Raw genomic sequence first — 14241 nt, 5'->3', positions numbered from 1 at the left:
GTTATATAATTTCGTTTAATATCAATTCATGTTATTATTAAGCCATTGTGTTTTACGACACTTGAATTAACCGGATATGATGGATAAAAATCAGAAAAAAACAGTAATGATCGTTGAAGACGATCTGATACTGAACCTTCTGTATGAAAGTTATTTGGAAAAACTAGGCTATGATGCCGAAGGGGAGCTTGTATATGGTAAGACTGCCATTGAAGTAGCTCAAAAAATAAAGCCAAACCTCATATTAATGGATATTTCCCTGGAAGGTGACATTGACGGCATTAGTGCCATGAAGGAGATCCGAAAATTTTCAGATGTTCCTGTTATATATATCACGGGTAATTCAGACCCTCATCATGTCCAAAGAGCCAAGGAAACCGGATACCTCGATTACCTCGTAAAGCCTATCGAATTTAATGATCTGAAAGAATCGATTGAGAGAAATTTAGATAAGATTAATAAATAGAAATTATCCTTACCTGAACATCCAATTTTTTTTAAACAATTCCATTTCATTTTCTGCAATAAATCTAAGTAACTCTATTCTTTCTTTTTGATTACTGTTTAGCAGTCTTTCTATTGATCATTATTTTACCAAATTTGAGTACAATAAAATATTCTTAGTACTATATTGAAGGTTGAATTTTAATACAGGTTTGAGATATGAACGTATTAAGGAATCGTGGCTTTAGATGGATCTCATTAATGGTTGGTTTGGTGGCTATAATTGCCCTGACCGCAATGAACGTACTGTCCCTCTACGATCTGCGTGACCGGATGGTGGAAGGTGATGAAGAACGCCGTACCGACCAACTGGACGAGATTAATGATACCATTCGAAACCAAGTTCTTGACCCACTAAGGGGACTTGGTCAAATTGAACTTGAACCCATCGAAGAATCCCTTCGACAATCAGGACAACTACCGGATAATATCCTTGAAGTTCTGGAGCGATCTTCTAAAAGCCCTTATTTTACCGGCATCTACTTTACACCGGATAATACCGACCCTTGCCTCGAAGAAAGCACCGTCTATAAATATGACCCTACTCAGAACGGAATAGCTCCTACCAATAACTACCCAAACCTTGTTTGCGATGGAGTTGGAATTGCCCGAACCAAAACACGTATCCAATTAAACGACTTTAATTATCGCTGGAATAACAATTGGGAGTTTGATACCCACCGAAGTCTTAATCTTGGGCTTATAAATTTGTCAGAAAGCCGGATGATAGGGGTTCTTACATTGACTCTGAACGACGATTATATTGTTAATGAAGTATTACCACCCTATTTAAAAAATTACTTTGGTACCAGCAGTGAAACGGGGATCGTAGTTTGGGTGCGTGATTGGACAAATGATAAGATCCTGGCTACTAACGATTCTACCATTACTTATGACCGAGATCTTGTAGATCACTCAATGGGCTTTTCCGGATCCGGTTTTTTGGATAATTGGTCGTTGTATATTGGTTTTCTTGAATCACCGGTAACGAATGCCTATAACGCTAATCTATTTAAAAATTTAGTAGTTCTGAGTGTTGCCATGCTTTTTCTAACAGGTGCCTTCATTTTTATCTTTGTGACTGCTCAGCGTGAACGCGACCTTGCCCAGAGACAAGCAAGCTTTCTTGCCAACGTAACTCATGAGTTAAAAACACCTCTCGCTGTAATGCAAGCAGCCGGCGAAAATATTTCTGACGGAAGGGTTACTGAAACCAGAAGACTTAAACAATATGGTGAACATATTTATAACGAATCTATCAGGTTGAGAGGAATGATTGAAAAACTCTTAGATGTTGCCAAGGTTGATTCCGGTCAAAATATGAGCAAAGCTTCTCCCTGCAAACCGCATGATCTTTTGAGTAGTTATTTATCTGAGAACCAAAAGTATATTGAGGAAAAAGGTTTTGAAGTACACTTTACTTCCCATGATGAGGAAGCATTAGCAATGATCGACCATGATAATTTTGAGACTATTGTCAGTAATCTCACAGAAAATGCTATTAAATATAGCACCGATGAAAAATATATTGAATACCAAATTTCATCAAACAGTGACGATGTGTTTTTCAGTATCACCGATCATGGAATTGGAATACCAAAGCGTGCTCAGAAAAATATATTCGATAAATTTTACCGTGTTGAAGATTCTGATTCATTGAGTACCAAGATAAAAGGACACGGCCTTGGGCTTAGTATCGTTAATAACATGGTGGAAATGAATGGTGGTGATATAGAAGTGAAAAGCAGCGTAGATAAGGGCACAACTTTTATTGTCAGATTTCCTAAATTGATGAAAGAAGAAGTTTCAGCTGATACGATAAACACTGTAGACACAAATTCCTCACTCAATAAAAAAATAAATAAGCACACTGAATATGTCGGATAAACGCATGAAGATACTTGTTGTAGAAGATGAGCCAAGTCTTATTTTTACACTTCAGGATACCCTGGAAACTGAAGGATATGATGTGATTGTCAGTGAGGAAGGTACACAAGCTGTAGAGATGGTTAAGGAACACAAACCTGATCTAATGATCCTCGATGTTATGTTGCCCGGAAAAAGTGGGTACGACATTCTGGAGGAAGTAAGGAAAGAGAAATACACATTTCCCGTGATCATGCTAACCGCCAAAGACCAAGAGCCTGATAAAGTAAAAGGTCTTAGTTTAGGTGCTGACGATTATCTGACAAAACCTTTCGGAGTAAAGGAATTACTGGCTCGTATTAAAGCACGACTACGTAGAGCAGGCACATATTCTACTTCAGGCCAAGTTGACATTCTTCAGCTCGGCGAGGTTAAGATCGACCTTCTTGAATCTGTTGTCCATCGCCCGGATGGTAATGAAATTGAACTTACTTCTCGTGAAGTGGAGCTGATCCGATACTTACTTAAAAGTGCAAACGAGCCGGTCTCCAGAGATGAGCTACTTGAAAAAGTTTGGCGTTACGAATTCAGCACCAATACTCGCACAGTGGATGTTCATATATCAAAACTGCGAGCCAAGATTGAAGTTCATCCTGATGATCCACGCTATCTCATTACCCTGCATGGTGTAGGATACATGCTTCGCAATAATTGATTGAATTATACCAACTGATCCAATTCCTTTTTTTGGACGGACTCTACAAACTTCACAAAATTCGTTACCTGAGATTGTAATAGTTTTTGTTTAAAAGGATCTGACAGTCCTGTTTCCTCGTCAAATTCACTTTTAACCCGAGGTATAAATACACGTTCCGGGAATTGCAGCGCATTCCGGTAATTAGCTATCATCTGAAATTGCTCTACTGAACGTAATGCACCAAACGCACCTGCAGACTCTCCAATAAAGGCCATCGGCATTTTCTCAAAAGCTTCAGGAAATGGAAGGTGATCGACAAACATCTTTAAAATACCCGGGAAACTCCCATTGTATTCCGGGATTACGAAGATCAACCCGTCAGCATTTATGATAGGCTCTCTGAACTTTTCTACTGCCGGAATCGATTTCCCGTACCTTCCTCCAACAACCTCTTCAAGAGGGAAATCTTTCAGACTAATAACTTCCACATCTACCCCTTCTTTCTGATAAAGAGTCTTAACATACCTTGAAACTCTTAGTGCATTGGAATTTGGCCGATCTGTACTGCTAATTATTTTTAAAGTCATTTACACACTGTTAAACTGAGTTACTATGAACCTAAAATACCATTTACACAGCAAAATCATTCCGTCTTTTCAAATGACCGAAACTCATTCCAACTATGTAAGCGTTTTATAACCTACGATTTCTATCTGAAAGTATAAGGAGTCCGCCAAAAGGCCAAAAGTTGATCCTCTTCACCTTTTTTATATTTGAGAAGTTTTGACCTTGTTTACACCTTTCCCCTGAACTTTAATTTATACAGTACATCATGCCAGCTTTTCAGAATATTAAAGTGAATTGTGTCCGGGGAGATATAACCCATCAACCTGACGTCACCGCCATCGTTAATGCGGCTAATGCTCAGCTTAGGATTGGAGGGGGAGTTGCAGGTGCAATTCACCGTGCAGCGGGATCCGGACTAACGGAAGAGTGTCGCTCAATGGCACCCATCAATCCTGGAGAAGCTGTTATTTCCGGGGGACATGATCTGCCGAATGAGTATGTCATTCATTGTCTGGGACCTGTTTACGGTAGAGATAAACCTGAAGATAAGCTTCTTGCTAACTGCTACAAAAATGCTCTTCAATTGGCTGAAAAAAACGATATCCATTCCATTGCCTTCCCGGCCATTTCAACCGGAGCCTTTGGATATCCTATGGAGGAAGCTGCTGAAATTGCTTTTTCAACAATTCGCGATGAAGTTGCCAACTTGAAATCCGTAAAAGAAATTCGATTTGTGCTTTTTAACGATGGTGATCTGAAAGTGCATCAACAAATTATGGAAGAAGTCTTTTCCTGAGATTATTTGTGCCTTAGAATATTCTACTTGTATTACATTTCAATACGTGGTGCGTATGTGCCTCAATACATATTCCATCTCATTTTTCACAATAGAAGAAGAAGTCACATAGTGATTATTCATAAAACTGAATAAAAGTTTTTTTCCGCTGTTGGTAATCAAATATCCGCTTAGACAGTGGTTATTACTCAGCGTACCGGTTTTTGCAAATACGTATGGTTCTGCACTATCCGGGGCTGCATACCAATTTCTTATCGTTCCCGATACCCCACCGGCCGGTAATAATTCAAACAGATCCCGGTCATATGAAAACTCCTTATCAATCTGCATCAACAGCCAAATAATACTTCTTGGGGTAAACATGTTATACCGGGAAAGACCAGAACCATCAACCCATTGGGGCTCATCCGGCATCTCACTTAAATGATTTTCCTTCATGTAATCAATAGCGGCTCGGCTGTTCAGCGGTTCTCCCATTTGCGATGCAGTCAACAACAGCAACTGCTCGGCTATAAAATTATCACTGGGTTGAAGCATGCGCTTATAAACTGAATCAGCTTGCACACTGTACATAGTCTTATGATCATTCGGAAATGAAGCTGCAATATATGTTACCGGTTTCCCGAGCGTATCACTTAACATTTCTGTAATCAATTCCGGTGTGTAATGAAAAGGTTTATCTGTGGTGTAGGTAGTTGTATCGGATTTTGGATTGTACCTGAATTGATTATCAAAAAAATCTCTTTCGATCAGAGGCGGGTTCTTTTTTGAAACTGTATTTTCAATATTAGAGCGAAAAAATTTTGGAGAAACTTTTAATCCCGATGAATCGGAGGCAATTTGCAGTTTCTCAATTTCTTCTACCGTTACCCGCATTACATTCCCGAATACCGGAAAGGGTGATTTTTCAGCGGAATAATAAGAGTTGAAATCACTCCACGACCATCCCGGGCCTAGCACATCATCATCAAAATGCTCATCCACATAGAAAAGTTCTTTATCACTGTCTTTTAAAAACCGGAAGATGGCCGGATTGCCAAAATCTGGATGCAGAAAAGCGGGATCCCCGGTTCCCCGGAAAATCAAAGAATCACCTTTCACAAAATATTGGATTCCCGGCAGGGAATCCGGAAGCATTTTTAAACCGGTGTAAAAAGTAAATAATTTTGTATTAGAGGCCGGAGTAAAGTACCTGCTTTCATTTTGTGCATACAATACACTGTCCTTATCCGGATCATAAAGCATAAATCCTGTAAAATTGCCCGAAAAAACTTCCGAATCTTCAAAAATAGCCTGTAATGTGCTCACTTCTGTTTTTGGTTCTTCTTTCTGAGCTGGTGGCTTTGTTACTTCTTCAGCTGAACGACATCCCCATAAAATGGATAAAAAAAGAATTGCAGAAAGAACAGATATTGAATTTGATACTCGCATGTGATCGTTATAAAATATTTTGTTTATTTAGCTCAACATATCTAACAAATTTTTAGCACAAATAAAATATACACGCCATGCGGAGAAAAACCCTATTCACGGCCTTACTGCTGCTGATCGCAACGGCCTGCACCCAACAAGATTTTGATGCCATTATACAAAATGGCACTATTTATAACGGAACTGGTGATGCTCCATTTACAGCTGATATAGGTATCAGAGCCGACACTATTGCCGCTATTGGTAACCTGAGCTCTTCAGATGCCCCTGTCATCATTGATGCTGAAGGACTTGCCGTATCGCCCGGATTTATCAATATGTTGAGCTGGGCTAATTACTCTCTGTTGAATGACGGCAGGTCTATGAGCAATATCAAACAAGGAGTAACTTTGGAAATATTTGGTGAAGGATCATCTATGGGGCCACTGAATGAGGAAATGCAACAAAATAATGAGCGGCCGTGGACTACTCTCGGTGAGTATCTTGAACATCTTACAGAAGAACAGGGAGTTTCGACCAACGTAGCTTCATTTGTAGGGGCAACAACTATTCGACAACATGTCATTGGTTCTCAAAACGTAGCACCTACTCCGGATGAGTTGAAGCAGATGCAGCAGCTTGTTCGGGAAGCAATGGAAGAAGGGGCTTTGGGAGTCGGTTCATCCCTTATATATGCTCCGGCTTTTTTTGCAAGTACAGAAGAACTCATTGCCCTGGCAGAGGCGGCTGCGGAATATGACGGCACTTATATTTCCCATATCCGAAGTGAAGGCGATGACTTATTAAAAGCAACGGATGAACTTTTTACCATTGCTACTGAAGCTGAAATTGATGCCCAGATATATCACCTTAAAGCAGCCGGAAAACGAAACTGGGATAAACTCCCGGTAGTTTTGACTAAAATTGATTCTCTGCGAAATTTAGGGCATAATATTTCAGCAAACATGTACACCTACACTGCAGCTTCAACCGGCCTCGACGCTACTATTCCTCCAACCGTACAAGAAGGTTCATACCAAGATTTCATCAACCGCCTGAAGCAGCCTGAGATTCGTGAAGAAGTGCTGGCATCCATGCGAAGTCCTCAGACAGACTGGGAAAATTTTTATCAATTGGCTGATTCCCCTGAAAATATTCTGCTGGTCGGATTTAATGAAGACTCACTCAAATATCTTACCGGAAAAAATCTGGCTGAAATAAGTGAAATGCGCAATACCGATCCTGCTGAAACCATTATCGACCTCATTATACAAAATGATGGGGATATCAGCTCGGTCTTCTTCTTAATGTCTGAAGAGAATGTTCGCACGAAAATAAAAGTCCCTCATATGAGTTTTGGCTCAGATGCCCGCTCCGTCGCTGCAGAGGGGGAAGTCCTTGAATCGAGCACTCACCCACGCACCTACGGCACTTTTGCCCGGTTGTTGGGAAAGTATGTACGGGATGAAAACGTTATCCCGTTACAGGAAGCCATTTATCGCTTAACGGGATTACCGGCTAAAAATCTTAAACTTCAAAAACGTGGCTATCTCAGAGAAGGTTATTATGGTGATATCGTGATTTTTGATCCCGCCACGATTGAAGATAAAGCTACATTCACACAGCCCCATCAATATGCCGTAGGAGTGCATCATGTTTTTGTAAACGCTGTGCAGGTATTAAAGGATGGAGAGCATACAGGGGCTATGCCCGGGCAAGTAGTACGCGGCCCTGGTTGGAAATGATTTCCTCCAACCGGATGGACTATTAAACCTGACTGTAGTAAGCCGGTGCCGGAATTTCCAGCATGGTCTTCAGCCCCGGATTCATAGCAATAACAGAACGAATCGTATTGACGATGATGGCTGAAGTAGCAACATCACCGTTAACTCCTCCATCAATGACAGACCTGAAACCGGGATTACCGGTTATTTCTATGGAATCATAAGAACGGCTGAGACCCACTGCTGCTTTGAAATTAAGAGAAATGACTTCTTCATTATTTTTATAGCCCTTAGCAATTTGTTCCACACCGGCAATATATCCTTTTTCAATCAAGATCTGATCCAATTCTATCCTTTCTTCAGCTAAAACAGGGGTAAGGGTTTCTTCAACTTTCTCCATTTCCCACCCAAGCGCTCTGGCCAACAGATAAACTGATTCTTTTAAGCCCACATGCCGAATAGAATCCCCTTTTTCTTTAAACTCGGCTTGAGTCAAACCTGCCCCTATTTTTTGCTGGAAAGGCAATCGTCTGGAGCTGGCATCCTGATATCGGTCTACTTTAACGTGATCCACTTTTTGGCAAACAGACGTTAACACAGCCGGGAGATAATCCATCAGGAAGCCGGGATTAACCCCGGTCCCAATACAGGCTACACCTTTTTCTTTGCAGTATTGATCAATTCGTTCAGCAATTTCAGTTTGCAGATCAAACGGGCACATCAGCTCTTCACAAGTGGAAACTATATGCAATTTAAAGTCTGCTGCATCCTTAATCTGTGATTCGATTTTTTGAAGGGAAGAAACCGTGGATATCACCGCGACATCAACCTCAGTTTCTTTCATAGCAGAACCAAGATCAGGAGAGACTGAAACACCCAGTTCATTTATCCCGGCAAGTTCTCCTATATCTTTTCCTGTTTTGGCAGGATCAAGATCCACCCCGCCTACCAATTGAATGCCTTTTCTTTCCGTCAGATATCTTGTCAGTTGCTGACCTATTGGGCCAAGGCCTACCTGGATTATTTTGATCATAATTAACCTAGATACTTTTTAAAATTTTAAAACTGTTTCTTTAGTCTTTATTGCACAACAAAATCATAGACTATTTTAGAAATATCAACAAAAGTGGAAAGCACTTCTTCCCTGTCGGGTGCATTTTTTGAAAGCATTACCAGTACATATCGCTCACCGGAAGGCAAAATTACTATGCCGGTATCATGATTTACCCCGGTAATCCAACCGGTTTTATGGGCCACTTGTACATCAGCAGGGAGTAGAGCAGGAATCATTTCATTAAACTTCTGCCCCTTTAAAATTTCAATCATTTGTTCTGAAGCTTCTTCACTGACCGCTTCACCGTTTCCGATCTTACTGTAAATTTTCATTTCATCATAAGCCGTAGTGCGATTGCTCAATCCTTGTTCAAATGCTTTGATATCCTCTACGCCCCGCAACACCAATATACTGTCGGCTCCGTAACTGCGCATTGTTTCCGTTACGTTTTCCGCGTTCACTTTTTCAATTAAGATATTAGTTGCAAGATTACTACTCATGGTTATCATATCGTACATCAAATCCCTGATGGTTCTTTTTTGACCAATCAGATCATACAACTCACCTTCACTGTCCTCATCAACCGACATTTGATAACCACTGCCGTCTACAATACTGCGGAATTCATTTTTTACAAGAATAGAATCATCCAGCGAAAACTTCCCGGCGTCAGCTTGCTTATATAGTTCAACCATCACAGGTGTTTTCATGGTGCTGGCAGCATGAAACATTTCCCTTTCATTTATCAGAATTGTCTCAGAAGTATCTGACAGGTTCATGAATGCCACGGCAAAATCACCGGACATGGCTTCAAGACGTTCATTTATTTGAGATTCTAAATTCTCCATATTATTGATAGACTGTGTACAACCGATGATCATAAAAATGATTCCTGCGGCTAACCAACCAAGACATGTTTTGGGCATAGGTGCTTTCATTTTGATATCAGGAGTCTAAAAAATTTTAATTAAACGAAATAAAATTCATAATTAAAAAAAGAGGCCCTAAGCATTCTTGGGCCTCTTTTTTCTCTTTAATTGGATTCAATTACTGATCCCAGAACAGATTATCAGTCTGGGTTATACTCGGTACATTTTCGCCGTTCCGCTGAGTTTCTGACTCAGGATAAATAAAACGCCTGACCCAATCTCCTCCAAGTGCACTGTTAGCCGGAGGAATCATATCATTATAAGAGTAATCGTGACGCCGCGCATCCACCCACGACTCAGGATGAAGGAACATTGCCACATACTTTTCTTTCATAATATGATCAATAGTCAGGTTAAGTTCCCCAACATCTACAACAGGATTATTCATATATAACTGCTTATCCGCTTCAGCCACACCTACTTTATCCATATGAGCTTCAATGCCATCCATATAAGCTTGATAGGCACGCGTTGTTTGAGATGGAGTTGCCCTCAAAGCAGCTTCTGCTTCTATGAATTTTTGTTCGGCATAAGAAGCAATAACAACCGGTGCAGTCTGTGCCGAATAAAAATCATCCGTCGTTAACACCGAGAAAGCGCCTTGTTCGGGTGCATTACCTCGGCCTGCACCATTAGTAACTCCGACGTAATCATCATCATCATTTGTACTCATAAACGTTTCGATACGAGGATCTATCACTCCGTAAGTAGTGCCATTCATATGGTCGACTATTTGCTCTGACATCCAACCACCGAGTATCAATCCGGCATTGGCAATTGCAACGGAAGCCCAGGGGTTTACCTCCTCTTCATAATAGGTTACTTGTGCATCGTCAGCATTACTTTGAAAGCCGTTATCTAATGCTGCAAGAACGGCATCAGGGACGTATGATGCTTGTTTGCTGTAATGATTCAGGTAACGTGCCTGAAGCATATAAGCTAACCGTTCCCACCTGGTAATATCGCCGCCATAAATGAAATCTTCATTTCCGGCAACAATCGTAGAATTACCTGCCTGAAGCTCAGTCAATCCATCCTCCAATAGAGTAAAAACTTCATTATAGAGATTTTCCTGACTGTCATACTCTGGATTCAGTGTTTCAGCATAAAATGCCTGTGAATAGGGAGCATCTCCCCAGGCATCAACTAAGGTAGCCAGGTTTAATGCTTTAAGAATTTTGGCTATTCCTACATACTGAGTAGCACCTTCTTCCTCTGCCAGAACCTCTAAATCAGTAAGATCAGTCATGACATCGTATAATCGATACCACTGATTTCCATAGCTTACAGCTTCATGCACATCTGTTGCACTCGCTTGATTAGGAGAAGCCAGATACTGTACATAATAGGAAGTTATACTCCCCATTCGATACATGTTTTGGGCAGTCTCATAGGTTACATTTGTCATCAGCCCCTGTGGCGGAGCTTCTGTAGGATTATTTGGATCATCATTAATATCGAGAAATCCCTCACATCCGGTTAAAAAGAATACCGTTGTGATACAAAAAATCAGAATTTGTTTAGAAAATATCTTCATTGGTTTATCCTGTTTTATGTTTATAGAGAAAGGTTAACCGAGAAAAAGAAACTGGCCACGCCGGGGTAGTCCAATGCAGTAAAGCCTTGTGCGTTAGTTGAAGCACCTCCGGCACGTGATTCGGGGTCAAACCCGCTAAAAGGAGTATAAAGTATAATATTAGTGGCCGTAGTAGACAGCGTAACCCTGCGAAGCCCTAAATCAGTGACTAGATCCTGTGGCAATGAATAAGCTAACCGAATATTTCGCAACTTGATATAAGAAGCATCAAGAACAAATTCTTCGGTTGAGCCTCGCTTCACATTTCGATGATACCCTGCTCCATAATCTCTAACTGAACCTGTTCCCGGATCAATCCGGCCTTCAGGGTCTAACCCCTGACCAAGCCATACCTCCTGAGTATTTGGCTGACCATCAGCGGTAACACCTTCAAAAACATGGTAATCTTCTCTATTCAGAGTATTTTTTGTGATTCCAAAGGCAGTAAAGAAGTTATCATACTGACTATAAACATCTTGTCCCCACTTGGCATCAATCAAAAAGGAAATATTGAAATTTTTGTAGGAAAAATCGTTTCGAATGCTTCCAATCCAGTCTGGCTGTGTATTCCCTAATACTTTCTGATCCGTATTAACTACAGGGAAACCATCATCGCCAATAACGATTGGGCGATCTTCATCAAGATAAATATTGTCTTCCGGTTCACCTGATTCATAATATCGCTCATAGCTTCGGCCATATATATTACCAAATGGATCACCTTCGGTAAGTTGAATTGAAGCAGAACTACCGGCATAACCATATGAGGAACCCAGTAAAATCTGATTAATGCCTTCTGCTATTTCAACCACTTCACTTCTGTTTTGACTGTAGTTAACTGCCACATCCCAAACAAAATCACGTGTCTGTACAGGTCGACCTTCTATTTGTAACTCAATTCCTTTGTTTTCAATTTCACCGGCATTAGTAATTATTCGGGTATATCCGGTTGCATTAGAAATTGGCACATCAAATATTTGGTCTCTACTGTTTGATTTATACCAGGTAAAGTCAAATCTAAGTCTATTATCCAAAAACCTTAAATCAGTACCTAATTCAAGAGTCGTTGTTTGTTCCGGTTTAAGGTCAGCACTACCCCGAATATTAGAACGAGTAAAGCCTACCTGACCACCTAAAGGAAATTGGCTAGGGGTGTTATAAGTATTACTTGTTGCATAAACGGGAGCATCTTTACCTACCACAGAATAAGAAGTTCTCAATTTTCCGTAAGTAACATAATCCGGGAGATCCATTATGTCACTGAAGGTAAACCCAATATTTGCGGATGGGTAAAAGAAGGATCGGTTATCTTCCGGTAAAGTTGATGACCAATCGTTACGGCCTGTCAGGTTTAAATAAAGGAAATTATCATAATCAATCATCAAGTCACCATAAGCACCTATAAGACGACGCTGACGAATAGTCTGACTTAAGGAGATGTCCCTTACGTTACTCAGATGATAGAAAAGCGGGGTTACAAAATCACTTCCAGTAGAAACTACATTATTAAAGCTTCTATCAAATATGTCGTTACCTACACGAAGCCTGGTACTTACTTTTTCCGTCACATCCTTTCTAAAAGTAAGATTCAATGTTGAATTAAGGTCACGGCTGTTTATGCGGGTTTCTTCTATTGCACCTGTACTGCTTACTACATTTTCATTCTCCACTCCTCTGGGACCGGGAATAATTTCGGTACGCTGATCACTATAATAATCTGATCCAAGTGTATATAGTACATTAAACCATTCTGTAGGATTGTAATTTAAAGTCACATTTCCCACCATTCGGTTTACATCATCTTCATAAGTCCAATGTTTAGCCTGATATATCGGGTTATTCCCAGAACCTTCATTATTATAATAACCACGCATGGTACCATTTTCTTTTTCAAAATTGGTAACATCCTTGGTTGGAGCCCAATACATCATGGATTCCATGAAACGATCACCTAAAACACGATTTCCGCCGGAATTTATATAATTTGCTGATGCTCGAACCGTGAGGTTTTCTCGGGGAGAAATGTCTCCGGATAATCTTACTGACGTCCTGTCCCAATTTCCATAAGGCAGTACACCTTCATGCTGAAGGTTTGAAACTGATGCATAGTAAGTTGCGTTTTCATTACCACCGGATACATTTATTGAATTATCGAGCTGTACCCCTGTTTGTGCAGCATCACGCCATATATCGTAATACTGCCAGTCAGGATTAATATTTTCGCGTACATCTTCAATTTTTGCCCCCCAGTTAGGCCAAAAACTTTCCGGCTGATGCTGGAATGAAAAACCTTGCCCGTAAACTTCCTGAAATTCAGGATAGGCATTAATACGATCGAACCCTACGGTACTGTTCAAATTGATCTGCGTTTCACCGGCTTGCCCTCTCTTTGTCGTAATAATCACCGCACCATTAGCAGCTCTTACTCCGTAAAGTGCTGTTGCGGCCGATCCTTTAAGAATATTTACTGATTTTATATCATTTGGGTTAAGGTCTGCAGCACGATTACTCATTCCGCGAGGTGTTCCGGAAGACTCAATGGTAGAGTTATCAATCGGCACACCATCAACAACAAACAATGGCTGATTATTTGCGCCGGGATCCAAGGAGTTTACCCCACGTATTACAATGCGGGAACTCCGTCCGGGAGCACCTCCTGTATTGGTAATTTCTACACCTGAAACTTTTCCACTCAAAGCATTCACCATATTTGTTTGATTGCCGACGGTTAAGTTTTCGCTGTCGATTTGCTGGGTAGAATATCCCAGTTCTTTTCGCTCTTGCTCAATTCCAAAAGATGTAACCACCACATCACTTAATGACTGAATCGTGGGTTGAAGTGTTACATTTATTTCAGAACGGCTGCCAATAGATACGGCTAAACGCTGGAAACCAACAAATGAAAAAATCAAAGAGTCAGCATCTGCAGGTACTCTTGAAAGAGAATACCCCCCATTCTCGTTTGTAGACGTACCTATGTTTGTATTATTGACAAATACGTTAACACCTGGAAGGGGTTCATTGGTTTCCGCTTCCGTTACCGTACCTGTAATAGTACGTTGTTGTGCTTGGGCTGATCCCAAGATTGTGAAAAGAAATGTTCCAAGAACACATATAA

Annotated in this window: 11 protein-coding genes; 5 read left to right on the top strand and 6 right to left on the bottom strand. The window is 40.6% G+C overall.

Annotated features, from left to right (window positions below; genetic code table 11):
• Nucleotides 1–76: 76 nt before the first annotated feature.
• The 3 genes from ACFSVN_RS05670 to ACFSVN_RS05660 all read left to right on the top strand — a co-directional run bounded on the left by ACFSVN_RS05670 (nt 77) and on the right by ACFSVN_RS05660 (nt 3085).
• Nucleotides 77–466 (top strand): response regulator, encoded by a 390-nt coding sequence (locus ACFSVN_RS05670; RefSeq protein WP_390299871.1) that lies wholly within the window; start codon nt 77–79, stop codon nt 464–466.
• 197 nt (nt 467–663) lie between these two features.
• Nucleotides 664–2391: a sensor histidine kinase gene (locus ACFSVN_RS05665; protein WP_390299868.1), complete on the top strand. Its 1728-nt coding sequence runs from the start codon at nt 664–666 to the stop codon at nt 2389–2391.
• Nucleotides 2392–2395: 4 nt separating this feature from the next.
• A complete protein-coding gene (locus tag ACFSVN_RS05660) occupies nt 2396–3085 on the top strand; it encodes a response regulator transcription factor (RefSeq protein ID WP_390299865.1) in 690 nt (229 codons plus the stop codon).
• Between the two features lie 5 nt (nt 3086–3090).
• Here ACFSVN_RS05660 and ACFSVN_RS05655 read toward each other — a convergent pair whose 3' ends face one another.
• Complete coding sequence (locus ACFSVN_RS05655) at nt 3091–3654, bottom strand: NADPH-dependent FMN reductase (RefSeq protein ID WP_390299862.1); 564 nt, start codon at nt 3652–3654, stop codon at nt 3091–3093.
• A 245-nt stretch (nt 3655–3899) separates the two neighbouring features.
• Here ACFSVN_RS05655 and ACFSVN_RS05650 point away from each other — a divergent pair, with 245 nt between their 5' ends.
• Nucleotides 3900–4430: a macro domain-containing protein gene (locus tag ACFSVN_RS05650; RefSeq protein ID WP_390299859.1), complete on the top strand. Its 531-nt coding sequence runs from the start codon at nt 3900–3902 to the stop codon at nt 4428–4430.
• Nucleotides 4431–4469: 39 nt separating this feature from the next.
• On the opposite strand, the gene ACFSVN_RS05645 is transcribed toward ACFSVN_RS05650, so the two are convergent.
• Entirely contained in the window at nt 4470–5861 is a 1392-nt protein-coding gene (locus ACFSVN_RS05645; protein WP_390299856.1) for a D-alanyl-D-alanine carboxypeptidase/D-alanyl-D-alanine-endopeptidase, read from the bottom strand.
• A 77-nt stretch (nt 5862–5938) separates the two neighbouring features.
• Here ACFSVN_RS05645 and ACFSVN_RS05640 point away from each other — a divergent pair, with 77 nt between their 5' ends.
• Complete coding sequence (locus ACFSVN_RS05640) at nt 5939–7585, top strand: N-acyl-D-amino-acid deacylase family protein (RefSeq protein ID WP_390299854.1); 1647 nt, start codon at nt 5939–5941, stop codon at nt 7583–7585.
• A gap of 22 nt (nt 7586–7607) precedes the next feature.
• On the opposite strand, the gene ACFSVN_RS05635 is transcribed toward ACFSVN_RS05640, so the two are convergent.
• The 4 genes from ACFSVN_RS05635 to ACFSVN_RS05620 all read right to left on the bottom strand — a co-directional run bounded on the left by ACFSVN_RS05635 (nt 7608) and on the right by ACFSVN_RS05620 (nt 14206).
• Entirely contained in the window at nt 7608–8597 is a 990-nt protein-coding gene (locus ACFSVN_RS05635; protein WP_390299852.1) for an NAD(P)H-dependent amine dehydrogenase family protein, read from the bottom strand.
• Between the two features lie 47 nt (nt 8598–8644).
• On the bottom strand, nt 8645–9544 hold the full coding sequence (locus ACFSVN_RS05630) for a serine hydrolase (protein ID WP_390299850.1): 900 nt from the start codon (nt 9542–9544) through the stop codon (nt 8645–8647).
• 121 nt (nt 9545–9665) lie between these two features.
• Entirely contained in the window at nt 9666–11084 is a 1419-nt protein-coding gene (locus ACFSVN_RS05625; protein WP_390299847.1) for a SusD/RagB family nutrient-binding outer membrane lipoprotein, read from the bottom strand.
• A gap of 20 nt (nt 11085–11104) precedes the next feature.
• Nucleotides 11105–14206 (bottom strand): SusC/RagA family TonB-linked outer membrane protein, encoded by a 3102-nt coding sequence (locus tag ACFSVN_RS05620; RefSeq protein WP_390299844.1) that lies wholly within the window; start codon nt 14204–14206, stop codon nt 11105–11107.
• Nucleotides 14207–14241 lie beyond the last annotated feature (35 nt).

Origin of the sequence: Gracilimonas halophila, from assembly GCF_042684365.1 — a bacterium.
Lineage (GTDB): Bacteria > Bacteroidota > Rhodothermia > Balneolales > Balneolaceae > Gracilimonas > Gracilimonas halophila.
This window is presented reverse-complemented; position numbering and strand designations above follow the sequence as displayed.

Excerpts from the sequence above, each read along its gene's own strand:
- ACFSVN_RS05640 (WP_390299854.1), top strand. The coding sequence starts at position 5,939 with ATGCGGAGAAAAACCCTATTCACGGCCTTACTGCTGCTGATCGCAACG.
- ACFSVN_RS05635 (WP_390299852.1), bottom strand. The coding sequence starts at position 8,597 with ATGATCAAAATAATCCAGGTAGGCCTTGGCCCAATAGGTCAGCAACTG.
- ACFSVN_RS05625 (WP_390299847.1), bottom strand. The coding sequence starts at position 11,084 with ATGAAGATATTTTCTAAACAAATTCTGATTTTTTGTATCACAACGGTA.
- ACFSVN_RS05670 (WP_390299871.1), top strand. The coding sequence starts at position 77 with ATGATGGATAAAAATCAGAAAAAAACAGTAATGATCGTTGAAGACGAT.
- ACFSVN_RS05660 (WP_390299865.1), top strand. The coding sequence starts at position 2,396 with ATGAAGATACTTGTTGTAGAAGATGAGCCAAGTCTTATTTTTACACTT.
- ACFSVN_RS05645 (WP_390299856.1), bottom strand. The coding sequence starts at position 5,861 with ATGCGAGTATCAAATTCAATATCTGTTCTTTCTGCAATTCTTTTTTTA.
- ACFSVN_RS05665 (WP_390299868.1), top strand. The coding sequence starts at position 664 with ATGAACGTATTAAGGAATCGTGGCTTTAGATGGATCTCATTAATGGTT.
- ACFSVN_RS05650 (WP_390299859.1), top strand. The coding sequence starts at position 3,900 with ATGCCAGCTTTTCAGAATATTAAAGTGAATTGTGTCCGGGGAGATATA.
- ACFSVN_RS05630 (WP_390299850.1), bottom strand. The coding sequence starts at position 9,544 with ATGCCCAAAACATGTCTTGGTTGGTTAGCCGCAGGAATCATTTTTATG.
- ACFSVN_RS05655 (WP_390299862.1), bottom strand. The coding sequence starts at position 3,654 with ATGACTTTAAAAATAATTAGCAGTACAGATCGGCCAAATTCCAATGCA.